Raw genomic sequence first — 24,476 nt, forward strand, 5'->3', positions numbered from 1 at the left:
CTCGTGTTTCAAGAATTACATAATTATCTACCAGAACCATCTCTACCAATAATTGAAAAATGGTTTGCTGATTATTCGTTTAATCTAAAAATCACTAAAAAAAGACAAACTAAATTGGGCGATTTTAGAGTTAAACATCGTTCAGTTAAGCATCAAATTACGGTTAATGGTAATTTAAATCCTTATTCTTTTTTAATAACCCTAACCCATGAATTTGCTCATTTATTGGTTTGGGAAAATTATAAAAAAAGATTGCAGCCGCATGGGAGTGAATGGAAGAATCAATTTTCTGCTTTGTTAATGGAATTGATTATTAATCAAGTGTTTCCAGAAGATATTAAAAACGTATTAATTGAACATGCTAAAAATCCAGCAGCATCTTCAGTTAGAGATGTAGCTTTAACTGTTGTGTTAAATAAATACAACCCTGAAAAAGAAATTATTTATTTAAGTGAAATTCCCTTAGGAGCACACTTTTCTATTCACAATAAAAGAGTTTTTGCTAAAGGCGAAAAAAGAAGGACAAGGTATTTGTGCAAAGAAATAGCATCAAATAAACAATACTTAGTTCATGGATCTGCAGAAGTTGTTCTTGTTGATAACTAACTTAGCTAAAAAAAGCCTTTCAATAAATTGAATTATTAACTTCGTGCGAAGTCAAAAATATTATAAAATGAATACATCGTTACACGACCCAATTGTAAATCAGAAAGTTTCTAAAATGGCTGAAAACCTTATAGGTTCAGAAATTATAAAACTAGCTGGAGAAGTAAAAGCAAAAATGGAGCAAGGTGAGAAAATCTATAACCTTACAATAGGAGATTTTAATCCTAAGCTATTTTCTATTCCATCTGAATTGAAGGAAGAAATTATTAAGGCTTACAATAATGATGAGACGAATTATCCTGCAGCAAACGGTATTCAAGAATTAAGAGAAGCTGTTTCTCGTTTTTTACACACCAGAGAAGGGTTAGAGTATCCTGCAAGCCAAATTTTAATATCTGGTGGAGCTCGTCCATTAATATATGCAGTATATCAAACATTAATTGACCCGCAAGACAAAGTATTGTTTCCTGTTCCTTCTTGGAATAATAATCACTATACTCATTTGTCACATGGGCAACAAATAATTATTCAAACTACGGCAGAAAATAAATTTATGCCTACAGCAGCAGACATTAAACCTCATATTAGCGAAGCTAATTTGGTGGCTGTTTGTTCGCCTTTAAATCCTACAGGTACTACTTTTACTGAGCAAGGATTAAAAGAAATTTGTGATTTAATTATTGAAGAAAATAAAAAAAGAGGTAGTTCAAGAAAACCTGTTTATTTACTTTACGATCAAATATATTGGACATTAACTCATGGAGATACTTTTCATGTTGATCCAGTAACATTATGTCCAGATATTAAGAACTACACGATATACATCGATGGTATTTCTAAAGCATTTGCTGCAACTGGAGTTCGTGTTGGTTGGGCTTTTGGGCCACAGAAAATTATCGATAAAATGAAATCAATTCTGAGTCATGTTGGAGCATGGTCGCCAAAAGCAGAACAAGTAGCAACTGCAAATTATTTAAATAACGATAATGCAATTGATACTTATTTAGCATCTTTTAAAAGAGATATAAGTAAAAGACTTGATGCTTTTTATGAAGGCATGATTAAGTTAAAATCTGAAGGATTTGATGTTGATGCAATTGCACCAGAGGCTGCTATTTATTTAACAGTGAATTTTAACTTAGTAGGTAAGAAAACAGAAGATGGTTCTGTTTTAGAAACTACTGCTGATGTAACTCGTTACTTATTAGAAGAGGCTAAATTAGCAATTGTTCCTTTTAATGCTTTTGGTGCTGATAAAGATTCAACATGGTATAGATTATCAGTTGGAACATCAGTTTACGAAGAAATAACAACTTTATTTGAACAGCTTAAAGCTGCTCTAAGCAAACTAAACTAGAAACTTTTGAATACAAATAACTATTGTGTGATAATGGCTGGCGGGATTGGAAGCCGCTTTTGGCCAATGAGTAAAACTTCTCACCCTAAACAGTTTATAGATATATTAGGCACAGGACAAACTTTAATTCAGCAAACTTATAGCCGATTAAAAAAGATTTGTCCAGAAGAAAACATTTACATTGTTACCAATGAAATGTATGAAGACCTTATTATCCAACAATTAGCAGGAATTACTAAAGAACAAATAATTTGTGAGCCAAGTAGAAAAAATACAGCTCCATGCATTGCTTATGCTAATTATAAAATTGCAGAGAAAAACCCAAATGCAAATATCGTTGTAGCTCCAGCAGATCATCTTATTCTAAAAGAAGATGAATTTGTTAAGGTGGTTAACATGGCTTTAGCATTTACTGAGAACAACGATTGTTTAGTTACATTAGGAATTACACCAAGCAGACCTGATACTGGTTATGGGTACATTCAATTTGATACGAATGCATCTGCTAATGGTGAAATAAAAAAGGTTAAAACGTTTACTGAAAAGCCTGATTTAGAATTGGCAAAACAATTTGTTGAAAGCGGAGAGTTTTGTTGGAATTCAGGAATGTTTATTTGGAGCTTAAAGAGTATTAATAAAGCTTTTGAAACGTTGTTGCCAACAATGGATGGAATTTTTAAAGAAGGTGTTGGCCTTTATAATACTCCTGCCGAAAAAGAATTCATTAATAAATCATATTCTGTTTGTAAGAACATTTCTATTGATTATGGTATCATGGAAAAATCAAATAATGTGCATGTAATTAGTGCAGATATTGGTTGGTCTGATTTAGGTACTTGGGGTTCTATTTATACACATTTAGATCATGATGATCAACAAAATGCTGTTGTAGGAGATAATGTAATGTTGTACGATTCTGAAAAGAATATTATAAATGTTCCTAAAGATAAATTAGTTGTACTTCAAGGCTTGGATGATTTTATAGTTGTAGATACAAACGAGGTTTTAATGGTTTGTAAAAAACAAGACGAGCAAAAAATTAAGCAGTTTGTTAATGATATCAAATTGAGTAAAGACGCGAAGTATTATTAAGCCTTTTATTCCCTTACTTAACTTTATTACATTTGCACTTTAAATGAGTGAGGAAACCAAAAATAGAGCTGATATGTCATTTCTTGAACACTTAGAGGTGTTGAGGTGGCATTTGGTGCGTTCAAGCATTGCAGTTTTGGTTTTTATGATTGGTATTTTTTCATTTAAATCTTTTGTATTTGATGAGATAATACTTGCTCAAAAAAGTTCTAGCTTTTGGACTTATGAGCTATTTTGTAAAATCTCACATTGGTTAGGAAAGGGTGATGCACTTTGCATGGAAGATATTAGTTTTAGCTTAATTAATATAACCATGAGTGGTCAGTTTACGATGCATTTAGTCGTTTCTTTAATTGGAGGTTTAATTTTAGGATTCCCTTATATATTATTTGAGATTTGGCGTTTTATTGCACCAGCTTTAGAAGCTAAAGAACGTAAATATGCTAGAGGGCTAGTTTTCTCAGGTTCATTTTTATTTGCCTTAGGCATTTTGTTTGGCTACTACTTAATTTCCCCTTTATCTGTTCAATTTTTAGGTAATTATAAGGTGAGCGATTTGGTAGAAAATCAAATTAGTTTAAGCTCTTTTATTTCTACGGTAACTACAATTACATTAGCATGTGGATTGGTTTTTCAGTTGCCATTAATCGTTTATTTCTTGGCAAAAGTTGGTTTGGTTACTCCAGAGTTTATGCGCAAATTTCGTAAGCATGCTATAGTGGTTGTATTAATCCTTTCTGCAATTATTACCCCTCCCGATATTTCTAGCCAAGTGCTAATGGCAATACCTCTACTAATTTTATATGAGTTTAGTATTTTTATAGCTAAGCGAGTAATAAAAAATCAGTAACCTAGTTAGTTTAGCAATAATCTTTACTTTTAACTTATGATTTTAAGAGCCGAAAACATAAAAAAGAAATACGGTAAAAGAGATGTTGTAAAAGGTGTTTCTATTGAAGTGAAGCAAGGAGAAATAGTTGGGTTATTAGGTCCAAATGGAGCAGGGAAAACAACTTCTTTTTACATGATTGTTGGGTTGATTAAACCTAACGATGGTAAGGTTTTTTTAGATGATAAAGAAATTACTCAAGCACCAATGTATAAAAGGGCTCAAATGGGTATTGGTTATTTACCTCAAGAGGTTTCAGTGTTTCGTAAGTTGAGTGTGGAGGATAATATTTCGGCAATTTTAGAAATGATGCCTTTATCGAAAGAGGAGCAAAAAAGCCGTTTAGAGGAATTGATTGAGGAGTTTAGTTTAGGGCATGTGCGTAAAAATTTAGGACATAATTTAAGTGGTGGAGAAAAGCGTAGAACGGAAATAGCTAGAGCATTGGCTTCTAACCCTAGCTTTATTTTATTAGATGAACCTTTTGCTGGAGTTGATCCAATTGCTGTAGAAGATATCCAAACCATTGTAGCAAAGCTAAAAGACAAAAATATTGGGATATTGATTACCGACCACAACGTACAAGAAACCTTAAGTATTACTGATAGAGCTTATTTGTTGTTTGAAGGAGCAATACTAAAAGCAGGTACTGCCGAAGAACTAGCTAACGATGAGCAAGTACGTAGAGTTTATTTAGGTAAGCACTTTGAGTTAAAGAGGAAGGTTTGATGTCTCGATTAAGTCAAATAATATTTAGTATTATTTTCATTTTTAATGCTTTGATTTTTTATTGGGGTATTGATGATTTTATAATCATGTACTTTTTTTCACTATGGATTTGGCTTACTTTTTTAAGTAAAAGAACTTTATTGAATGAAGATAATAAGTTAAAGATTGTAATTCGGTTGAATTTTATAATTCCCTTATTAGTTATAATTGTAGATAGTATTGTTATGCTTTTATCTTTATCCTTTGGAGCGCGTTTATTATTTGCGGTTTTTCATGTTTATGAAATAACGATTTATACAACACTTGTTATTTACCCGATTTCGTTAATTCTAAATCTATATTTATTGTATAATAATTTTTTATCAAAATCTATAAATAATAGTAAATTAACTTTACTTCTAAAGCTTATTATTTACCCTGTTGGTGTTTGGACACTTCTTAAACCTTCAAATCCTTAATACTTAGCTGCAAAGTAGTGTTTCCATTCCAAGTATTTTCTTCAATATTGTAAACAATACTAAAAGGCACACCTTCGGCAATTTCATCCAATAAATGCCCGAGATTAAACCCAATACAAGCAAATTTTAAATCAGGGTTTTCTTCTTGAAAAACCTCTAATTTTAAGTGGTTTTCACCAACAATTCTAGAGTTTTGTGTACTAAAAACGTTTTCACTCATAAAAACTGGTCGCATATTGCTTGGTCCAGTTGGGGCAAATTGTTTCAATATACTGTAAAACTTATCGTTAATCTGGTTCAATTCTAATTTAGCATCAATAGTTACTTGTGGTATAAGTAATTCATCATCGATTTGTTCATTAACTACTTCTTCAAATTTTTCAATAAAAGCATCTAAGTTTTCGAGCTTCATGGTTAAGCCTGCAGCGTATTTGTGACCACCAAATTGCTCCAATAAATCGCTACAAGCATCAATCGCATTGTACACATCAAAATCTTTTACCGAACGTGCAGATCCAGTTGCTTTACCGTTCGATTCGGTTAAAATAATGGTTGGGCGGTAGTGCGTTTCAATTAATCGAGAAGCCACAATTCCTATTACTCCTTTGTGCCAATTTTCTTGAAAAAGAACAGTTGTTTTTTTTGTTTGTAGCGAAGTGTTTTCTGCTATCATTGCCAATGCTTCAGCAGTAATATCTCTGTCTAAATCCTTTCTGTCGGTATTGAGCTCATTTATGTTTTTGCCAAAACCAAGTGCTGAGGTTTTGTTTTCTTCTACCAACATTTCAACTGCTTTATTTCCTGTTTCTATTCTGCCAGCAGCATTAATTCTTGGGGCAATTGTAAACACTACATCAGTAGAAGTTAAGTCCTTTTTTTTGTTAGCTAAGTCAATTAATGTTTTAACTCCAAGCCTTGGGTTTTCATTAATAACTTTTAAGCCATAGTATACAAAAACTCTGTTTTCACCCGTAATAGGAACGATATCTGCACAAGTGCTTATTGCCAATAAGTCTAAATATTCAAATAGTTTAGCTTCTTCTTTTTTGGTTTGTTTAGTCCAAGCTTGCATCAACTTAAATCCAACTCCACAACCCGATAATTCTTTATAAGGGTAATTACAATCTTCTCTTTTTTGGTCTAAAACAGCAACAGCATTTGGTATGGTGTCGCCAGGTCGGTGATGGTCACAAATAATAAAATCAACTCCTTTTTCTGAAGCATAATCAACTTTTTCGATTGCTTTAATTCCGCAATCTAATGCTATAATTAGCTTAAAATTATTTTCGGCAGCATAATCTATTCCTTGGTAAGAAATCCCATAACCTTCGGTATACCTATCAGGAATGTAGTATTCTAAATTTTGATAATAATTTTTAAGATAAGAGTAAACCAATGCAACAGAGGTTGTTCCATCTACATCATAATCACCAAAAACTAAAATTTTCTCATTGTTTTCAATCGCTTGCTGCAAACGACTTACAGCCTTATCCATATCCTTCATCAAAAAAGGGTCATGAATTTCATCTAAGCTAGGTCTAAAAAATGATTTTGCCTTGTCAAATGTGTCAATTCCTCTTTGAAGCAAAATATTTGTAAGTGTTAAATCTAAATTATTAAGCGATTCCGAAAGCTTTTTGGTTTCACTTTCATTTGCTTGCTCATTTATTTGCCAACGCTTTTCCATCAATGAGTTTTATTTACTATCTCCCAAAATGCTCGAATTATTCATTACTTTAGTTTGCAAGCGAATAGATTCTTGATGAACAATCTCTAATAATTTTTTTATGAAGTCATTACTTAGTCCTGCTTTTTCAGCTAAAAAAGTTCTGTTTTTTATAATTTCTTCCCAACGTTCAATTTGTAAAATAGTAACTCCATTTTCTTTTTTAAATGACCCAATCTTTTCAATTAAGTCCATTCTAGAGGCAAACTTATTAATCAATTCTTGGTCTAACTCATCTATAACAGCTCTTAGCTCTTCAAGTTTATTCGTAAAATCTTTATTAGAAGAGCCACTAGTTCTAACTTTTAATTGGTTGATAATTATTGTTAGGTCATCTGGGCTAACTTGCTGTTCTGCATCACTTTTAGCAATACTCGGATTAAAATGGCTTTCAATCATTAAGCCATCCATTTCTAAATCCAATGCTTTTTGAGAAACTGTATATAATAAATCCCTGCTGCCAGCAATATGGCTTGGGTCGCAAATTATAGGTAAATCAGGACAAAGTATTTTTAGTTCTATAGGAAGTTCCCACATAGGAGCATTCCGATATGACGATTTATCGAATGATGAAAACCCACGATGAATTGCTCCTAGTCTATTTATTCCAGCAGCATTTAATCTCTCTAAAGCCCCTATCCACAAGTTTAAATCAGGATTAATTGGGTTTTTTACAAAAATGGGTATATCAACACCTTTTAAGGCGTCAGCAATTTCTTGCACTGCAAAAGGACTAACTGTAGTTCTTGCACCTATCCATAAAATATCGATGTTGTTTTTTAAGCAAAGTTCAACATGTTCAGCGTTAGCTACTTCTGTAGCAACTGGCAAATTAACAGCTTCACCTGCTTTTTTTAACCAGCTTAAACCAACTTCACCAATTCCTTCAAATGAATTAGGCCGAGTTCGAGGCTTCCATATTCCACCTCTTATAATATCAATTCTGTTATTAGATGTAATTTGTTGAACCGTATCTAAAACTTGCTCTTCAGATTCAACACTACAAGGTCCTGAGATAATTACAGGAACCTCCTTAACTAACCATTCTTTTTTGTTTGCTATGTTTAGATTAAGTTTCAAAAAGCTAAGCTAAAGCTTTGTTGGTTTGTTTCTGAACAAGAGATTTTACGGTTTCTTTAATTGCAGCAACATCATAAAAACATTCGTTGTAAAGTTCTTGTTGTGTTCCGTGTTCAATAAATTGATCAGGAATACCCAAACGTTTTACAGTTGCAGAATAGTTGTTGTCAGCCATAAATTCTAATACAGCGCTACCTAAGCCACCCATAATACAGCCATCTTCAACCGTTACTACTTTGTTGAATTTAGCAAATACTTCATGGAGCAATAACTCGTCAATTGGTTTAATAAACCTCATGTCGTAGTGAGCAACACTTAGGCCTTCTTTTTCTAATTCTTTAATAGCCTTTTTAGCTTCTTCACCAATTGCACCTATAGATAAAATAGCAATATCTTCTCCATTTTTAAGGCGTTGACCTGTCCCTATTTTTATTTTTTTGAAAGGAGTTTTCCATTCAATCATAGAACCATTTCCTCTAGGGTATCGAATAGAGAAAGGGCCGTTATTTTCGACTTGGGCTGTGTACATTAAATTTCTTAATTCCTCTTCGTTTAGAGGCGCAGAAACAATCATGTTAGGGATACATCTAAAATAAGCTAAATCATAAGCTCCGTGATGTGTAGGACCGTCTGCACCAACAACTCCTCCTCTGTCTAAGCAAAATACAACTTGTAATTTTTGTAAAGCTACATCATGTATTACTTGGTCGTAAGCACGTTGCATAAATGAAGAGTAGATATTGCAAAAAGGAACTAATCCTTGAGCTGCCATACCAGCAGAAAAAGTTACAGCATGTTGCTCAGCAATTCCAACATCAAATGCTCTATCAGGCATTGCTTTCATCATAATATTTAGAGAACAGCCAGAAGGCATCGCAGGAGTTACCCCAACAATTTTATCATTTTTTTCAGCAAGTTCAACTATTGTATGTCCAAAAACATCTTGAAATTTAGGTGGTTCTGGGTTTTTGGGAGTTATTTTTATAATCTCACCAGTGTCTTTGTTAAATAATCCAGGGGCATGCCATTTAGTTGTATCACCAGCTTCAGCAGGTTGGTAACCTTTGCCTTTTTCAGTTATACAGTGCAAAATTTTTGGGCCAGGAATATCTTTTAAATCTGCTAAAACTTTAGCTAAATAATTTACATCATGCCCGTCAACAGGTCCAAAATACCTAAAATTAAGAGATTCAAATAAATTGCTTTGTTTTAATAAGGTAGATTTTATTCCGTTTTCAATTTTTTGAACTATTGCCTGAGCATTTGGTCCAAATTTACTAATTGACCCTAGTAAATTCCATACTTCATCTTTAACTTTATTGTAAGTATGAGAAGTTGTTATATCGGTTAAATATTCTTTTAAGGCTCCTACATTTGGGTCAATTGCCATGCAATTATCATTTAAGATAACCAGCAAATTTGTATTCTCAACCCCACCATGATTCAATCCTTCAAACGCCATACCTGCAGTCATCGAACCATCTCCAATAATTGCTACATGTTGTCTATTTTCTTCTTTTAAATAATTTGAAGCTACAGCCATTCCTAATGCAGCAGAAATAGAAGTTGATGAGTGCCCCACAGCAAAAGCGTCATATTCACTTTCAGAAGGTTTTGGAAAACCACTAATTCCTTTGTAGATTCTGTTTGTATGAAAAACGTCTCTTCTTCCAGTCAATATTTTATGACCATATGCTTGGTGACCGACATCCCAAACTAATTTATCATAAGGAGTATTAAAAACATAATGAAGAGCAACGGTTAATTCAACAACACCAAGGCTAGCGCCAAAATGCCCTCCTTTTTGAGAAACTATATCTACAATAAAATCTCTTAATTCATCACATAATTGCGGAAGTTGATCTTCAGAAATTTTATTTCTTAAATCTTGAGGTAAATTGACTGATTTTAATAAATCACCAGTGATAAAATTGTTTGCCATTTCTTTTAGGTTCTATACAAATGTAATCTTTTGTTTAATAATATTAAAAAAAATATAAACAAAATATCATGATTAAGTTGTTATCACGAAGTTACTTAATATTTTGTATTCATAAACTATTACTTTTTCAGTTTATTGCACATATAAAAATAGATCTTTTGTTAAAAAGAGTTAACTTTAAACTAATGTATAAAAAAGGGAGAAAAATGAAGTATATGATTATTATTTTGATGTTGGTTTCAACTTCTTTATGTTTTGGACAAAAGAAAGAGGTTAAAAAGACTATAGAAGAGAAAAGTGTTGAAATGGCTGAAGAATTGAAAAAAGAATTAAAGTTGTCTGATGAACAATTTTTAAAAGTTAAGTTGATATATGTTGATTATTTAACTCAAAAAGAAGAACTCAGTAATAAAATTAAGCTGCTGGAGAAGCAGAAAAAAGAACTTAAAAGTATTCGAAATAGTAAAGTCAAAGAAATTTTAAATACTGAACAAAAAAACAAAATAGAGTTGCAAAAAGCGAAAAACAGAAAAAAAAGTAAGAAGAATTAGTATCTTTATCCATAATAATATTCTTAAATAGATAAATATGAAAACTTTAAAGATAGGAATTAGTTTATTTTCTTTATTAGCAATTGTTTCTTTTTCTAACGCTCAAACTGCATCAAAAGTAAAAGCAAATGATAGAACAGAGCGTATGATAGTTAAGTTAGGTTTGGATGAGACTAAAGCGAATCAGGCAAGAGAGATTAGTGTTAAGTATAAAGATTTAGTGTCTAATTCTACTGACCAAAAACAAAAAATTGCATACAAACAAGAGGCTGAAGAAGAGTTGAAAAAGATATTGTCTTCAGAGCAATTCGCAAAGTATAAAGAGATTTTAGCTAACGAAAAAAAATCTTCAGCAGCAAGAGCAGCAAGAGCTAAGGGAGCTCAATAGTTTTATAAAATTTACTAAAAAGCCTCTAGGTTAACCTCTAGAGGCTTTTTTTATTTTTGATAAGCTATGTTTATTGATTCGATATAGTTTAAGATAGCTTCTTTTCCAGTTTTACCTGAAGAGGAAGTAGAGAAATTTATTGGCATTTCTTCCCAGTATTTTAGCATTTCTTTTTTATAAGCCATTAAATTTTTATGTTTTTGAGTACTTGATAGCTTGTCAATTTTGGTGAAAACGATAGAAAAAGGAACTCCTTTTTCTCCAAGCCACTCCATAAAGTCTAAGTCTATTTTTTGAGCAGGTAGTCTCGAATCGATTAGAACAAAAAGATTGAGTAAATTTTCTCTTTGTAAAATGTAGTCTGAGATAAACTGTTCCCATTTAGCTCTATTCTTTTTTGAAGTTTGAGCATATCCATATCCAGGAAGATCAACTAGGTACCATTCTTCATTAATAATAAAATGGTTGATTAGTTGAGTTTTTCCTGGTCTTCCAGAAGTTTTAGCTAAATTTTTGTTGTTTACAATGTAGTTTATCAAAGATGACTTTCCGACATTAGATCTACCAATAAAAGCATATTCTGCCTTATCTGGTTTTGGGCATAAATCTAACTTAGTGTTGCTGATAACAAATTCAGCAGAAGTTATTTTCATTAAAAGTTAAATTTTGATTTAAGCCAACTACCTAAAATATCATTAAATTCTTTAGGGTGTTCCATCATTGGTGCGTGTCCGCATTTGTCTATCCAGTATAAATCGGAATCAGGAAATTTCTCATGAAATTCATCTGCAACATGAGGAGGTGTGACATTGTCATTTTTACCCCAAATCAAACAAACAGGCATTTTATAGTTTGGAATATCATTGCTCATATTGTGCCTAATTGCTGATTTAGCTATAGAAAGCACTCTGATTAATTTTCCTTTGTCCATAACAATGTCGTAAAGCATATCAACTAAATCGTCGGTAACTATTGCTGGATCGTAAAATGTTAAAGCAATTTTATTTCTCAAATACTCTTTATCCTCTCTTCTTGGGAAAGAGCCTCCAAAAGCATTTTCGTAGAGTCCAGAACTTCCAGTAAGCACCATCGAATGAACTTTTTCTGGGTTTTGTTTTGTGTAGACTAATGCAATATGGCCGCCCAAAGAATTTCCTAAGACAGTAAAATTGTTAAGCTGTTTGAAGTTAATGAAATCTTCAATATATTTTGTAAAATTTTTGATGTTGGTCTGGAGTATTGGTAAATCATACATAGGCATGATAGGTACAACTACTCTGAAGTTTTTAGAAAACTCATCTACCAATTCTTCAAAATTGCTTAGAGCACCAAATAAACCATGAAGAATTATAATTGTGTGTCCTTCTCCTTTTTCGAAGTATTGAAATTCACCTTCTTTAATTATTTCGTTTTCGAAGCTCATATAGTTAGTTATGATTTATTCAAAAGTAAACATTTTGGCAGATAAAGGACCTCTCATTTCATCCTTGTTTTAACACCTAAGTGTTAAAAAACCTTGTTGAAATCAATCTAATTCTTACCACTTTTTCAAAAGCTATAAAAATCAAACAGTTATGAGGTTTTTAGTGGTTCATATCTGGTCAATTTATTTAAAAGTTATCAACAAAGTGGTAGGAAGTGGTAAGAAGTGGTAAAAATTCAATTATATTTACAATTCAAAAAATAACGCGTTGATTGTTAGTTGATTGAATGGCAAACTTTATAGGAGAATTTGAGTGTAAAATGGATGCAAAAGGAAGGGTGATGATTCCTTCTGGTTTGCGTAAGCAGTTGGATCCAGCGGCTCAGGAGAAGTTTGTCTTAAATCGAGGGTTTGAAAAGTGTTTGGTTTTATATCCAAAAAATGAGTGGGAGCATATTAGTGCAGAAGTGAATAAGCTTAATCAGTATGTGAAAAAGAATAGAGAGTTTGTGCGATATTTTTACAGGGGCGCGTCAGAGTTAGGGTTGGATTCGACGGGAAGAATTTTGTTTCCAAAGCGAATGTTGGATTATGCGGCAGTTGAGAAAGATGTTGTTTTGTTTGCTTATTCTAACAGAATTGAGGTTTGGGATAAGTCAACTTATGATGGTTTATTGACTGATGAGCCAGATGATTTTGCAGATTTAGCGGAAGAGGTTATGGGTAATGCTGGAAATAAGGGGGCTGATGAGTTATCATAATCCTGTAATGCTGCTTGAGTGTATGGATGGGCTTGCTATTAAGGATGGTGGGATTTATGTGGATGTAACTTTTGGTGGTGGAGGTCATTCGAAAGAAATTTTGAAAAGATTAAAGGGTGGTAGGTTGATTGGTTTTGATCAAGATGCAGATGCTTTGGAGAATAAGATAGATGATGATCGATTTGTGTTGGTTCCTCAAAATTTTAAGTATTTAAAAAATTACTTAAAAATGTACGGAGTTTCTGGTGTTGATGGTTTGTTGGCTGATTTAGGGGTTTCTTCTCATCAGTTTGATGTTGGGGAACGAGGTTTTTCGATTCGATTTGATGGTCCGCTGGATATGAGGATGAATCAAAAAACTGACTTAACTGCTGAGAAAATAATTAACGACTATGATGAGGATGCTTTGGTTCGATTGTTCCGTGAGTATGGAGAAATTAAAAATGCTAAAAAATTAGTGTTTGAAATTGTTTCGGCAAGATTGGGAGGGAGGATAAAAACGACAGCAGAATTAATTGATATAGCTAGTTCTTGTACGGTTGGAAAAATGAGAAATAAGTATTTGGCGCAAGTTTTTCAAGCGTTAAGAATTGAAGTGAATGATGAAATGGCTGTGTTGAAAGATTTGCTATTACAGGCAAAAGAGGTGTTAAATCCGGGGGGTAGATTAGTTGTAATGACATATCATTCTCTAGAGGATAGGTTAGTGAAGAATTATTTGAGAAAGGGGAGCTTTTCTGGGGAATTAGAAAAAGATTTTTTTGGTAATCCATTGCTGGATTTTAAGATAATTAATAAAAAGCCAATAGTTTCTTCAGTGGAGGAATTGGCAATAAATAACAGAGCAAGAAGTGCAAAATTAAGAGTGGCTGAAAAGCTTTAATGAATGAATACTTTTAAAAAAAACGACGTAAAAACAGAATCAAAAAAAGAGACCTCAAAGGTTGTTAAGTCGTTGTCTTCAATATTTTCAGGGAGTTTTTTAAATAAGGATAATGTAGTTTCTTCTTTGCCTTATGTGTTTTTCTTAACCTTGTTGGGTATTCTTTATATCGCTAATGGGTACTATTCGGAAAAAACAGTAAGAGATTTATATCGTGTTGGTTCTGAGTTAAAAGAGCTTCGTTCGGAGTATATAACTATTAAATCAGATTTTAATTTTAAAAGTAAGCAATCTCAAGTGGCTGAGGCTACTGTGGATTTTGGGATTAAAGAGTCGATTGTTCCGCCAAGTAAAATAGTTGTTAATAAAGCAGAAGCTAAAAGTGTAATACAGCCTAATTAATGAAGAACCTAAGAAAAGACATATTATCTAGGGTTTATTTAGTGTATGCTTTTATAGCGCTTTTTGCGATAATTATTCTTGGGCAAACAATTAATGTGCAGTATGTGCAAGGAGAAGAATGGAGGCAAAAGGCTGAGAATTTAACAACCGGATTTAAGAATATTGAAGCTGTTAGAGGAAATTTATATGCTGCTGATGGAAGTCTTTTGGCTACTTCAGTACCTATTTATGAGGTGCGATTTGATGTGAATACAGAGGCATTAAGTGATGAGGTATTTTATGGAGAGATTGATTCTTTGTGTATTCAGCTTAGTGAGTTATTTCCTTCTAAAACTAAAAAGCAATACAAAGCGGAATTTATTTCTGCTAGAAAAAAAGGTTCTAGGTATCATTTGGTAAAAAGGAATGTGAAATACACGGAATTAAAGGAGTTGAAAACGTTTCACATTTTTAATAGAGGAAAGTTTAAAGGAGGGTTGATTTATACACAGCAAAATAAACGAGTAAGACCTTTTGAGGTTTTGGCTGCAAGAACAATTGGTTATGAAAGAGAAGGGGTAAAACCTGTTGGCTTGGAGGGTGCATACACAAAAGATTTAAGTGGTGTAAATGGGAAGCGGTTAATGCAAAAAATTGCTGGTGGTGTTTGGATGCCAATCAGTGATGATAATGAGGTTGAACCACAAGATGGAAGTGATGTTTATACGACTATCGATATTAATATTCAGGATGTTGCTGAAAACGCATTGAGAAAGCAATTGGAAATGCATGCTGCTGATCATGGTTGTGTGGCGTTGATGGAGGTTTCTACTGGTCAAATTAAAGCAATTGCAAATTTAAGTTTAACGAAAAGTGGAACATATTATGAGACCTATAACTATATGATTGGTGAGAGTACTGAGCCAGGTTCTGTATTTAAGTTGCCAGCATTAATGGCTGCTTTTGAAGATGGTTATGTGTCATTAGATGATATGGTGAATACTGAAGATGGAACTACTAAGTTTTATGATAAAACCATGAGAGATTCTCATAAAGGAGGGTTTGGAATAATATCGGTAAAGAGAGCATTTGAGGTTTCTTCGAATGTTGCTATTTCGAAATTAATAAATGAAAATTATGCAGATAAGCCTCAGCAGTTTGTTGATAGGCTTTATAAAATGAATTTAAATAAAAGATTGGGAATAGAGGTTGCTGGAGAAGGCATGCCTTTAATTAAAAGTACTGATGACGAGAGTTGGTCAGGTGTTTCTTTGCCTTGGATGTCTATTGGGTACGAATCACATTTAACACCATTACAGATTCTAACTTTTTATAATGCCGTAGCTAATAATGGTAAAATGGTAAAGCCAATGTTTGTAAAGCAAATAAAGCATAGAGGTAAAGTTGTGAAAGATTTTAAGACGGAGGTAATAAATAATTCTATATGCTCTAAGAAAACGATTGAAATGGCTCAAGAAATGCTGCTTGGAGTTGTGGAAGAAGGGACTGCTCGAAATTTAAAAAATTCAACATATAAAATTGCTGGTAAAACTGGAACTGCTCAAATAGCAAATGATAAGTATGGCTATAAGTATGAGTCTAAAATTAGTCACCAAGCTTCTTTTGTTGGTTATTTTCCTGCTGACAACCCAAAATACACTTGTATAGTTGTTGTTAATGCTCCATCAAGAAATGTGTTCTATGGAAATTTAGTTGCAGGACCAATCTTTAAAGAGGTGGCTGATAAGGTTTATGCAAACAGTATATCTATTCATGCAGCTTTAAAGAAGAAAGAAAGTTATGCAGCTTCAAAAATTCCTTACGCTAAAGATGGGTATTATGATGATTTGGCAAAAATTTATAAAGAGTTAGGGGTGAAAACCAAAACATCTCAAAAAGTAAATGAATGGGTTAAGGTAAGTACTGGAGCAAATGAGGTTCAGGTTTATCATAAAAAAGTAGCTCCAATTTATATTCCAGATGTTACAGGGTTGAGTGTAAAGGATGCCGTTTTCCTGCTTGAAAATCAAGGATTAGTTGTTAAGTTTTCTGGCTCAGGTACAGTTAAAAAACAATCTATAAACCCAGGTGAAAAAGCAGTAAAAGGAGCTAAAATTATATTGGAATTAGTGTAATGAAACTATTAAAAGACATATTATATAAAGCAGGTATTGCAAACGTAGTTGGTTCTACGAATGTTGCAGTAGAAAAGATTTGTTTTGATTCTAGAGAAGTAGAGAAGCTAAGTTTATTTGTTGCAGTTTCTGGTACACAAGTGGATGGTCATCAATTTATTGATTTGGCTATTGAAAAAGGTGCTCAAGCAATTGTATGTCAGATAATGCCTGAGAAATTAATAGATGGAGTTACTTATGTTGAAGTTGAGGATAGTAGTAGGGCTTTAGGAGTTATAGCGTCCAATTTTTATGATAATCCATCTTTAGAAATTGAGCTTGTTGGTGTTACTGGAACAAACGGTAAGACAACTACCGCAACATTGTTACATGATTTGTTTACTCAGTTAGGGTTGAAGTCAGGTCTTCTATCTACAGTAATAAATAAAATAGGGGTTAAGCCGATAGTTTCAACTCATACAACTCCAGATGCAATTCAGTTGAATGCCTTGTTAAGGAAAATGGTTGAAGAGGATTGTAAATATTGCTTTATGGAAGTTAGTTCTCATGCTATTCATCAAAATAGAATTGCCGGAGTTGAGTTTAAAGGTGCTGTTTTTACAAATATTACGCATGATCATTTAGATTATCATAAAACATTTAGTGAATACATAAAAGCGAAAAAATTATTTTTTGACGGTTTGAGTGATTCTGCCTTTGCATTAGTGAATAAAGATGATAAGAATGGATTAGTAATGATGCAAAATACTAAGGCAAAACAATACACATATGCCTTAAAAAGTATGGCAGATTACACCTGTAAAATTATGGAAAATGATTTTTCAGGTATGTTGTTAAATATAGCTGGAAATGAAGTTTGGACAAAGTTAATTGGAGGGTTTAACGCTTATAACATGTTGGCAATTTATAGCGTCGCAGACTTGTTGGGAATAGAAAAATTAGAAATCTTAACAGCAATTAGTAAGCTGGTTTCAGTTGATGGTAGATTTCAATATATAAAATCTGAGAATGAAGTTGCTGGAATAGTTGATTATGCTCATACACCAGATGCGTTGAAAAATGTACTTAAAACGATAAACGACATTAGAACAGGAAATGAACAAGTAATTACTGTTGTAGGATGTGGTGGAGATAGAGATAAAGAAAAGCGACCAGTTATGGCTGGTATTGCTTGTGAAATGAGCGATAAAGTAATTCTTACTTCTGATAATCCTAGGAGTGAAAATCCGGATGAAATTATTAAAGATATGCGAGCTGGAGTTGAAGCAATACACTTTAAAAAAGTGTTGGCAATCTCAAATAGAGAAGAAGCTATAAAAACAGCTTGTTCATTAGCCGAAACGGGAGATATAATATTAGTGGCTGGTAAAGGGCACGAAAAATACCAAGAAATAAATGGGGTTAAATTACCTTTTGACGATTTGCAAGTACTTAACCAAACTTTCGAAATACTAAAAAAATAATGCTGTATTACTTATTTACATATTTAAATGAATTAGATATTCCTGGAGCTGGAGTTTTCCAGTACATTACATTTAGAGCAGCTTTTGCTTTAATAGCTTCTTTAATTATATCTATGATAATTGGTAAAAAGATTATTCAAAGATTACAGCTTTTGCAGGTTGGAGAAATTGTAAGAGACTTAGGTTTAGAAGGACAAGTTCAGAAGCAAGGTACACCAACAATGGGAGGTCTAATTATTTTGGCGGCAATACTAATACCTACCTTATTATTTGCCAAACTAGATAATATCTATATTATTTTAATGATTGTTTCAACGATAATGCTGGGAGCAATAGGGTTTATTGATGATTATATAAAGGTTTTCAAAAAGAATAAAGAAGGATTAGCTGGTAGATTTAAGGTGTTAGGGCAAATCGCAGTCGGAATTGTTGTTGGAACAGTGCTTTATTTCAATCAAGATGTAGTTGTAAAACAAAAAATATATAACGAAAATGCACCTGCTCATGTGAGTTATGAAATTCAAAACGACGTTGAAAAACAATTAGTAGAAAATTATAAATGGGAAGAGGTAAAGTCAACAGTTACAACAATCCCATTTGTAAAAAATAATGAGTTTAACTATTCAAAGCTGACCTCATGGATGGGTGATTACGCAGGTGTCGCTGGGGGTATTTTGTTCATATTAATAGTTGTTGTGATTATTACGGCTGTTTCTAATGGAGCTAATATGACTGATGGTTTAGATGGTTTGGCAACTGGTACTTCAGCAATAATAGGAGTAACGCTGGCTGTATTCGCCTACGTTTCGGGTAATACAGTTTTTGCTGATTATTTAAATATTATGTACATACCTAACTCGGGTGAGTTGGTAATTTATATAGCTGCGTTTGTTGGAGCATGTGTAGGCTTCTTGTGGTATAATTCTTATCCTGCTCAAGTTTTTATGGGAGATACGGGCAGTTTGGCTTTGGGTGGTATAATAGCAGTATTCTCGTTTGCGGTAAGAAAAGAATTATTAATTCCATTGTTGTGTGGTATTTTCTTAGTTGAAAATCTATCAGTAATGATACAGGTTGGTTATTTCAAGTACACAAAAAAACGATTTGGAGAAGGTAAAAGAGTGTTTTTAATGGCTCCATTGCATCATCATTTTCAGAAAAAAAATATGCATGAAGCAAAAATTGTTTCAAGGTTTTGGATTGTAGGAATTATGTTGGCACTGTTAACATTTGTTACACTTAAAATTAGATAAAAGAGGTGAGTAGAATTGCAATATTGGGTGGAGGAGAAAGTGGTGTTGGTGCTGCAATATTGGCAAAAAATAAAGGGTATGAAGTTTTTGTTTCTGATAAAGGAGAAATAAAAGAAAAATACAAAAGCGTTCTTAAAAATATTGGAGTTGAATTTGAAGAAGGAGAACATACTGAAAGCAAAATATTTAATGCTACAACAGTTGTAAAAAGCCCTGGAATTCCTGATACAGTTGCGATGATTTTGCAATTAAAAGAAAAGGGAATAGAAGTTATTTCTGAGATAGAATTTGCCGGTAGATATACAAAAGCAAAATTTATTGGGATAACTGGTAGTAATGGTAAAACAACAACAACATTGTTGACTTATCACATGCTAAAAAAAGCAGGGTTAAATGTTGGTTTGGCAGGTAATGTTGGAGAAAGTTTAGCAAAGCAAGTGGCTGAATACGATAAAGACATTTATGTTTTAGAGTTGAGTAGTTTTCAGTTGGATGGGATGTATGATTTTAAAGTGGATATCGCCATTTTATTAAACATCACGCCCGACCATTTAGATAGATATGAATATAAATTCGAAAACTATGTTAATTCAAAGTTTAGAATTCTTCAAAATCAAGATGAGCAGTGTCATTTTATTTATTGTAAAGATGATGAGGCAATTCAAGGTTACTTAAGCCAGAATAAGGTAAAAGCAATTCAACACCCATTTAGTATAAAAACAATCACCGAAAAAGGTGCTTATATAGAAAACGAAAAATTAATTATTAATATAAATAACATATTTGAAATGACGATTCAAAGTTTAGCATTACAAGGAAAGCACAACTTGTACAATTCTATGGCATCTGGTATGACAGGAAGAGTTTTAGAACTCAAAAAAGAAGTAATAAGAGAAAGTTTAACCGATTTCCAAAACGTGGAACATAGGTTAGAATTTGTAGCAAAAATTCATGGCATTGATTTTATCAATGATTCGAAAGCAACAAATATCAACTCAACTTGGTATGCTTTAGAATCTTTTCAAAATCCAATTATTTGGGTTGTTGGAGGCGTTGATAAAGGAAACGACTATGAAATGCTTAAAGAAATGGTTGGTGAAAAAGTAAAAGCTATTGTTTGTTTAGGAAAAGACAATACTAAAATTCATGAAGCTTTTGCAGGAGTAATTGATACAATTGTAGATGCTGGTTCGGCTTATGAAGCTGTAAAATTAGCTTATGGATTAGGTAAAAGTGGTGATACTGTTTTGTTATCTCCAGCTTGCGCTAGTTTTGATTTATTTGAAAATTATGAAGACAGAGGACAACAGTTTAAGTCAGCTGTAAAAGGATTATAATTATGGAAGTTTTGATTAATACCCCAGGCCAAACATTTTATTATTCTTCTATAGAGGAATTATTGAATTATTGTGAAGAAAATAATAATTGTGCTGTTATTATTTTCCAAGCTGATGTAAATGATTTTATAGAAAAATTAAATGATAAAATAAATCCATGTATTAGTCAACTTATTGTAATTGCAGAAAATGTAAATGATGTAATTGCTAAAGCTAGTGATAAAAATTTATTAGTTATTTCTGCTATTAATACAAAAGATGCAATTCAAATAGCATTAAATAGTTCAGCCATGTGTAAAGATGTAATATGTGTTTCAAGCACTGAATCGTCAAAAAGCTTTGCAGAAATGGTTGAAATGGTAATAGTTTAAGCTTTGTTAGGTTGCAGTAGATGAATTTTGTAGATAAATACATAAAGGGTGATAAAGTAATTTGGTCAGTAGTTTTATTGCTGGCTATTTTATCGGTGTTAGCTGTATATAGTTCTATTGTAACCTTAGCATACAAATATAAAGGAGGTGATACAATGTATTACCTCTTTAAACATGTTGTTATTCTTGTTGTTGGTTTTGGATTAATGATTTTAGCCCACAAAGTAAATTATAAATATTATTCCCGAATTTCCCAAGTAGCACTTTATTTATCAATTCCATTGCTATTGCTAACATTAGTTACTGGAGCGAATATAAATGATGCTAGTCGTTGGTTGGTAATACCTGTTATTAATCAAACGTTTCAAACTTCCGATTTAGCGAAGTTGGCTTTGATTATGTATTTAGCTCGTTTGTTATCAAAGCGACAAGATCAAATTAAAGATTTTAAAGAAGCTTTTATTCCTATAATGATACCAGTAATGTTAGTTTGTGGTTTGATTTTACCTGCAAACTTTTCTACAGCAGCAATGCTTTTTACTACTAGTTTAATCATTATGTTTATAGGTAGAATTAACTTAAAATATATTTTAAGTTTAATAGGAATAGGTGTTGGAACATTAATGATTTTATTGCTTATAGGTAAATCAAATCCAGATTTATTACCAAGAATGGGTACATGGGCAAAACGGATAGAGACTTTCACTGGAGAAGGTTCTAAAGATGCAAATTATCAAGCAGAGCAGGCGAAGATTGCAATCGCAACAGGTTATCCATTTGGAAAAGGGCCTGGAGGAAGTACTCAGCGAAACTTCTTGCCACACCCTTATTCTGATTTTATTTATGCAATTATACTTGAAGAATACGGACTGTTAGGAGGGGTTTTTGTTATTATGTTATATCTCATTTTATTTTTTAGGGGTATTAAAATTGCATCAAAATCAGAACAGACTTTTGGCTCCTTGCTAGCCATAGGTCTGTCTTTTAGTCTCGTCTTTCAAGCAATGATAAATATGGCTGTTGCTGTTAATTTATTTCCAGTAACCGGTCAGCCTTTACCATTAGTAAGTATGGGAGGAACCTCAATATGGTTTACTTGTTTGGCAATAGGAATAATATTAAGTGTAAGTAAAACTTCTGATTCTTCAGATCTTAAAATAAAAAATACCGCTAATGTCGAAATTTAGAGTTATCATAAGTGGAGGAGGAACCGGGGGGCATATTTTCCCTGCAATTGCAATTGCAAATGCATTAAAAGAACGATACCCAGAAACCGAAATTTTATTTGTAGGAGCTGAAGGAAAAATGGAAATGGAAAAGGTGCCAGCTGCAGGGTATAATATTATAGGATTGCCTATAGTTGGATTACAGCGAAGGTTAACTCTTCAAAATTTAAAAGTTCCTTTTAAGCTGTTGGCAAGTCTTTCAAAAGCAAAAAAAATAATAAAAGAATTTAAGCCAGATGTGGTGGTTGGTGTTGGAGGATATGCTAGTGGTCCATTATTAAAAGTTGCTACTAAAATGGGAATACCAGCTTTGCTACAAGAGCAAAACTCATATCCAGGAATAACAAATAAAATTTTAGCTAAAAAAGTTAAAACAATTTGCGTGGCTTATGATGGTATGGATCAATTTTTCCCAAAAGAAAAAATTATATTAACGGGTAATCCTGTTCGTCAAGATATTAAAAACTTAAGTAGTAAAAGAGATAGAGGGTTGGAGCATTTTAAATTAGATGCTTCGAAAAAAACGGTTTTAATTATTGGGGGTAGCTTAGGAGCAAGAACAATTAATGAAAGCATTAATGCTGGATTGAATTATTTTGCTGAAAACAATATCCAACTCGTGTGGCAAACTGGTAAGTGGTATGCTGATCAGGCAGCTCTTTCTGTTAAGAAATATGAGGGGAAAGGAATTTATACAATGCCTTTTATTAGTAAAATGGATTACGCATATGCTGTTGCAGATGTTGTTATTTCAAGAGCGGGAGCTTTGTCGGTTTCTGAATTATGCTTAACTGAAAAGCCTTCGATTTTGGTTCCATCTCCTAATGTTGCAGAAGATCACCAAACAAAAAATGCAATGGCATTGGTTAATCAAAATGCTGCCATTTTGGTGAAGGATGTTGATGCTAAAAATCAATTGATTATTGAGCTTGAAAAGCTGATGAAGGATGAAGTGATGCAAGATAAATTAAGAGTAAATATTGCGCGTATTGCACAAAAAGACGCTGCAAATATTATTGCTGCAGAGGTTGTGAAATTAATTAAGAGGTAAGTGAAAATTAGTGATGTAAATAACGTTTATTTTTTAGGTGTTGGCGGCATTGGTATGAGCGCTTTGGCTCGTTATTTTTTAGCGCAAGGCTGTAAAGTTTATGGATATGATAAAACGGAAACAGCATTAACTATAGAGCTTGTAAAAGAGGGTGTTGAAGTGCATTATGTAGAAGATGTAGATTGCATTCCAAATCAATTTAAATCAGAAAATAATCATTCACTTGTAATATATACTCCTGCAATACCTAAAGACAATAAAGAGTTTGTTTATTTTCAGCAAAATGAGATAAAGCTTTATAAGCGTTCAGAAGTGTTAGGTTTAATAACTCAGAGTTATTTTACAATAGCTGTTGCTGGTACTCATGGTAAAACAACAACATCTTCTATGGTGGCTCATGTGTTAACTTCTTGCGGTGTAGATTGTGTTGCTTTTTTAGGGGGGATAAGTTTAAACTTCAATTCTAATTTGGTGTTGAATGATAATGCAAAAATTGTGGTGGTTGAAGCTGATGAATTTGATCGTTCATTTTTAACCTTATCGCCTAATATTGCGCTTATTACTTCTGTTGATGCAGATCATTTAGATATTTATGGTGATCATAACGAGATGTGTAAAACCTATCAGGATTTTGTAAACAAGATTAATGCTGAAGGGATCTTGATTACTAAGCCAGAATTAAAAAAGGAATTGGTATTTCAAAATACAAAAACATATTCTATCAATCAGAAAGCAGATTATTTTACAGATAGTATTACCATAGAAAACGGGAAATATAATATAGGAATTAATAATCAACAAAAAGTTGAGTTAGGATTGGCAGGAGTTCATAATGTTGAAAATGCTTTAGGAGCTTTTGCAATTGCAAATGAATTAGGTATAGAAAATGATAAAATACGAGAGGCGTTAAACTCATACAGAGGAGTTAAGCGGAGGTTTGAATATCATGTAAATAAGCAGGACATTGTTTATATTGATGATTATGCACATCACCCTGAAGAGTTGAAATTTGCAATACAATCAGCAAAAGAATTATACCCAACAAAAAAAATAACGGCCGTTTTTCAGCCTCATTTATACTCTAGAACACGAGATTTTATAGAAGAGTTTGCTGAAAGTTTATCGATGTTAGATGAGTTGATTTTGTTAGATATTTACCCAGCTAGAGAGTTGCCAATTGAAGGAATTAATTCACAATTGTTATTAGATAAAACCACTTGTAAAAAGAAAAAATTGGTTAAAAAATCTGCTTTGGTAGATTATATAGTTAATAGCGATTTAGAAGTTTTATTAACTCTTGGAGCTGGTGATATAGATGTTTTTGTGAGTCAGATTAAAGAAAAACTATTAGCCTATAATAAGGCAAAAGCATAA

The 24,476-nt window shown here is 32.6% G+C and carries 23 protein-coding genes; 18 read left to right on the forward strand and 5 right to left on the reverse strand.

Annotated features, from left to right (window positions below; all coding sequences use genetic code 11):
* Positions 1-3: 3 nt before the first annotated feature.
* The 5 genes from FRY74_RS11925 to lptB all read left to right on the forward strand — a co-directional run bounded on the left by FRY74_RS11925 (position 4) and on the right by lptB (position 4,673).
* Positions 4-606: a SprT-like domain-containing protein gene (locus tag FRY74_RS11925; RefSeq protein ID WP_170228028.1), complete on the forward strand. Its 603-nt coding sequence runs from the start codon at positions 4-6 to the stop codon at positions 604-606.
* 67 nt (positions 607-673) lie between these two features.
* Complete coding sequence (locus FRY74_RS11930) at positions 674-1,963, forward strand: pyridoxal phosphate-dependent aminotransferase (RefSeq protein WP_223265879.1); 1,290 nt, start codon at positions 674-676, stop codon at positions 1,961-1,963.
* 6 nt (positions 1,964-1,969) lie between these two features.
* The gene (locus tag FRY74_RS11935; protein ID WP_147101905.1) at positions 1,970-3,055 is read left to right on the forward strand and encodes a mannose-1-phosphate guanylyltransferase; all 1,086 of its coding nucleotides are present in this window, start codon (positions 1,970-1,972) and stop codon (positions 3,053-3,055) included.
* A gap of 43 nt (positions 3,056-3,098) precedes the next feature.
* On the forward strand, positions 3,099-3,905 hold the full coding sequence (tatC, locus tag FRY74_RS11940; protein ID WP_147101906.1) for a twin-arginine translocase subunit TatC: 807 nt from the start codon (positions 3,099-3,101) through the stop codon (positions 3,903-3,905).
* Between the two features lie 36 nt (positions 3,906-3,941).
* A complete protein-coding gene (gene lptB / locus FRY74_RS11945; RefSeq protein WP_147101907.1) occupies positions 3,942-4,673 on the forward strand; it encodes an LPS export ABC transporter ATP-binding protein in 732 nt (243 codons plus the stop codon).
* 438 nt (positions 4,674-5,111) lie between these two features.
* Here lptB and recJ read toward each other — a convergent pair whose 3' ends face one another.
* The 3 genes from recJ to dxs are packed head-to-tail and all read right to left on the reverse strand — an operon-like array spanning position 5,112 to position 9,879.
* A complete protein-coding gene (recJ, locus tag FRY74_RS11950) occupies positions 5,112-6,818 on the reverse strand; it encodes a single-stranded-DNA-specific exonuclease RecJ (RefSeq protein WP_147101908.1) in 1,707 nt (568 codons plus the stop codon).
* A 9-nt stretch (positions 6,819-6,827) separates the two neighbouring features.
* Positions 6,828-7,937, reverse strand: coding sequence for a chorismate mutase (locus FRY74_RS11955; protein WP_147101909.1), 1,110 nt, complete (start codon positions 7,935-7,937; stop codon positions 6,828-6,830).
* Positions 7,938-7,941: 4 nt separating this feature from the next.
* Positions 7,942-9,879: a 1-deoxy-D-xylulose-5-phosphate synthase gene (dxs, locus tag FRY74_RS11960; protein WP_147101910.1), complete on the reverse strand. Its 1,938-nt coding sequence runs from the start codon at positions 9,877-9,879 to the stop codon at positions 7,942-7,944.
* A gap of 185 nt (positions 9,880-10,064) precedes the next feature.
* Here dxs and FRY74_RS11965 point away from each other — a divergent pair, with 185 nt between their 5' ends.
* Both FRY74_RS11965 and FRY74_RS11970 read left to right on the forward strand, forming a co-directional pair.
* Positions 10,065-10,430 (forward strand): hypothetical protein, encoded by a 366-nt coding sequence (locus FRY74_RS11965; RefSeq protein WP_147101912.1) that lies wholly within the window; start codon positions 10,065-10,067, stop codon positions 10,428-10,430.
* Positions 10,431-10,467: 37 nt separating this feature from the next.
* The gene (locus tag FRY74_RS11970) at positions 10,468-10,818 is read left to right on the forward strand and encodes a hypothetical protein (RefSeq protein WP_147101913.1); all 351 of its coding nucleotides are present in this window, start codon (positions 10,468-10,470) and stop codon (positions 10,816-10,818) included.
* A 50-nt stretch (positions 10,819-10,868) separates the two neighbouring features.
* Here the strand turns inward: FRY74_RS11970 and yihA are convergent, their stop codons facing one another.
* Together yihA and FRY74_RS11980 are read right to left on the reverse strand one after the other, a co-directional pair.
* Positions 10,869-11,471, reverse strand: coding sequence for a ribosome biogenesis GTP-binding protein YihA/YsxC (gene yihA / locus FRY74_RS11975; protein ID WP_147101916.1), 603 nt, complete (start codon positions 11,469-11,471; stop codon positions 10,869-10,871).
* On the reverse strand, positions 11,471-12,241 hold the full coding sequence (locus FRY74_RS11980; protein ID WP_147101918.1) for an alpha/beta fold hydrolase: 771 nt from the start codon (positions 12,239-12,241) through the stop codon (positions 11,471-11,473). The genes yihA and FRY74_RS11980 overlap by 1 nt, the downstream gene beginning before the upstream one ends.
* Before the next feature lie 287 nt (positions 12,242-12,528).
* On the opposite strand from FRY74_RS11980, the gene mraZ reads away from it, so the two are divergent.
* From mraZ to murC, 11 genes are read left to right on the forward strand one after another with little or no spacing between them, the layout of a single operon-like run.
* The gene (gene mraZ, locus FRY74_RS11985; RefSeq protein ID WP_147101919.1) at positions 12,529-13,002 is read left to right on the forward strand and encodes a division/cell wall cluster transcriptional repressor MraZ; all 474 of its coding nucleotides are present in this window, start codon (positions 12,529-12,531) and stop codon (positions 13,000-13,002) included.
* Positions 12,977-13,885 (forward strand): 16S rRNA (cytosine(1402)-N(4))-methyltransferase RsmH, encoded by a 909-nt coding sequence (gene rsmH / locus FRY74_RS11990; RefSeq protein WP_223265885.1) that lies wholly within the window; start codon positions 12,977-12,979, stop codon positions 13,883-13,885. The genes mraZ and rsmH overlap by 26 nt, the downstream gene beginning before the upstream one ends.
* 3 nt (positions 13,886-13,888) lie before the next feature.
* On the forward strand, positions 13,889-14,287 hold the full coding sequence (locus FRY74_RS11995) for an FtsL-like putative cell division protein (protein WP_147101923.1): 399 nt from the start codon (positions 13,889-13,891) through the stop codon (positions 14,285-14,287).
* Positions 14,287-16,401, forward strand: coding sequence for a penicillin-binding protein (locus tag FRY74_RS12000; protein WP_147101925.1), 2,115 nt, complete (start codon positions 14,287-14,289; stop codon positions 16,399-16,401). Before FRY74_RS11995 ends, FRY74_RS12000 begins: the two co-directional genes overlap by 1 nt.
* Positions 16,401-17,864: a UDP-N-acetylmuramoyl-L-alanyl-D-glutamate--2,6-diaminopimelate ligase gene (locus tag FRY74_RS12005; RefSeq protein ID WP_147101927.1), complete on the forward strand. Its 1,464-nt coding sequence runs from the start codon at positions 16,401-16,403 to the stop codon at positions 17,862-17,864. Before FRY74_RS12000 ends, FRY74_RS12005 begins: the two co-directional genes overlap by 1 nt.
* A complete protein-coding gene (gene mraY, locus FRY74_RS12010) occupies positions 17,864-19,117 on the forward strand; it encodes a phospho-N-acetylmuramoyl-pentapeptide-transferase (RefSeq protein WP_147101929.1) in 1,254 nt (417 codons plus the stop codon). The genes FRY74_RS12005 and mraY overlap by 1 nt, the downstream gene beginning before the upstream one ends.
* 5 nt (positions 19,118-19,122) lie before the next feature.
* Entirely contained in the window at positions 19,123-20,454 is a 1,332-nt protein-coding gene (gene murD, locus FRY74_RS12015) for a UDP-N-acetylmuramoyl-L-alanine--D-glutamate ligase (protein WP_223265880.1), read from the forward strand.
* A gap of 2 nt (positions 20,455-20,456) precedes the next feature.
* Positions 20,457-20,825 carry a hypothetical protein gene (locus FRY74_RS12020; protein ID WP_147101932.1) on the forward strand — a complete coding sequence of 123 codons (369 nt, stop codon included), beginning with the start codon at positions 20,457-20,459 and terminating at the stop codon, positions 20,823-20,825.
* A 20-nt stretch (positions 20,826-20,845) separates the two neighbouring features.
* Positions 20,846-22,012 (forward strand): FtsW/RodA/SpoVE family cell cycle protein, encoded by a 1,167-nt coding sequence (locus tag FRY74_RS12025; protein ID WP_147101934.1) that lies wholly within the window; start codon positions 20,846-20,848, stop codon positions 22,010-22,012.
* Positions 21,999-23,102 carry an undecaprenyldiphospho-muramoylpentapeptide beta-N-acetylglucosaminyltransferase gene (murG, locus tag FRY74_RS12030; RefSeq protein ID WP_147101936.1) on the forward strand — a complete coding sequence of 368 codons (1,104 nt, stop codon included), beginning with the start codon at positions 21,999-22,001 and terminating at the stop codon, positions 23,100-23,102. Before FRY74_RS12025 ends, murG begins: the two co-directional genes overlap by 14 nt.
* A complete protein-coding gene (gene murC / locus FRY74_RS12035) occupies positions 23,103-24,476 on the forward strand; it encodes a UDP-N-acetylmuramate--L-alanine ligase (protein ID WP_147101938.1) in 1,374 nt (457 codons plus the stop codon).

The organism is Vicingus serpentipes (assembly GCF_007993035.1).
GTDB lineage: Bacteria > Bacteroidota > Bacteroidia > Flavobacteriales_E > Vicingaceae > Vicingus > Vicingus serpentipes.

What these genes read in the sequence shown, in the direction of transcription:
- FRY74_RS11930 (WP_223265879.1), top strand. Translation starts at nt 674, where the DNA reads ATGAATACATCGTTACACGACCCAATTGTAAATCAGAAAGTTTCTAAA.
- tatC (WP_147101906.1), top strand. Translation starts at nt 3,099, where the DNA reads ATGAGTGAGGAAACCAAAAATAGAGCTGATATGTCATTTCTTGAACAC.
- lptB (WP_147101907.1), top strand. Translation starts at nt 3,942, where the DNA reads ATGATTTTAAGAGCCGAAAACATAAAAAAGAAATACGGTAAAAGAGAT.
- recJ (WP_147101908.1), bottom strand. Translation starts at nt 6,818, where the DNA reads ATGGAAAAGCGTTGGCAAATAAATGAGCAAGCAAATGAAAGTGAAACC.
- dxs (WP_147101910.1), bottom strand. Translation starts at nt 9,879, where the DNA reads ATGGCAAACAATTTTATCACTGGTGATTTATTAAAATCAGTCAATTTA.
- FRY74_RS11965 (WP_147101912.1), top strand. Translation starts at nt 10,065, where the DNA reads ATGTATAAAAAAGGGAGAAAAATGAAGTATATGATTATTATTTTGATG.
- FRY74_RS11970 (WP_147101913.1), top strand. Translation starts at nt 10,468, where the DNA reads ATGAAAACTTTAAAGATAGGAATTAGTTTATTTTCTTTATTAGCAATT.
- yihA (WP_147101916.1), bottom strand. Translation starts at nt 11,471, where the DNA reads ATGAAAATAACTTCTGCTGAATTTGTTATCAGCAACACTAAGTTAGAT.
- FRY74_RS11980 (WP_147101918.1), bottom strand. Translation starts at nt 12,241, where the DNA reads ATGAGCTTCGAAAACGAAATAATTAAAGAAGGTGAATTTCAATACTTC.
- mraZ (WP_147101919.1), top strand. Translation starts at nt 12,529, where the DNA reads ATGGCAAACTTTATAGGAGAATTTGAGTGTAAAATGGATGCAAAAGGA.
- FRY74_RS11995 (WP_147101923.1), top strand. Translation starts at nt 13,889, where the DNA reads ATGAATACTTTTAAAAAAAACGACGTAAAAACAGAATCAAAAAAAGAG.
- FRY74_RS12000 (WP_147101925.1), top strand. Translation starts at nt 14,287, where the DNA reads ATGAAGAACCTAAGAAAAGACATATTATCTAGGGTTTATTTAGTGTAT.
- FRY74_RS12005 (WP_147101927.1), top strand. Translation starts at nt 16,401, where the DNA reads ATGAAACTATTAAAAGACATATTATATAAAGCAGGTATTGCAAACGTA.
- mraY (WP_147101929.1), top strand. Translation starts at nt 17,864, where the DNA reads ATGCTGTATTACTTATTTACATATTTAAATGAATTAGATATTCCTGGA.
- FRY74_RS12020 (WP_147101932.1), top strand. Translation starts at nt 20,457, where the DNA reads ATGGAAGTTTTGATTAATACCCCAGGCCAAACATTTTATTATTCTTCT.
- FRY74_RS12025 (WP_147101934.1), top strand. Translation starts at nt 20,846, where the DNA reads ATGAATTTTGTAGATAAATACATAAAGGGTGATAAAGTAATTTGGTCA.
- murG (WP_147101936.1), top strand. Translation starts at nt 21,999, where the DNA reads ATGTCGAAATTTAGAGTTATCATAAGTGGAGGAGGAACCGGGGGGCAT.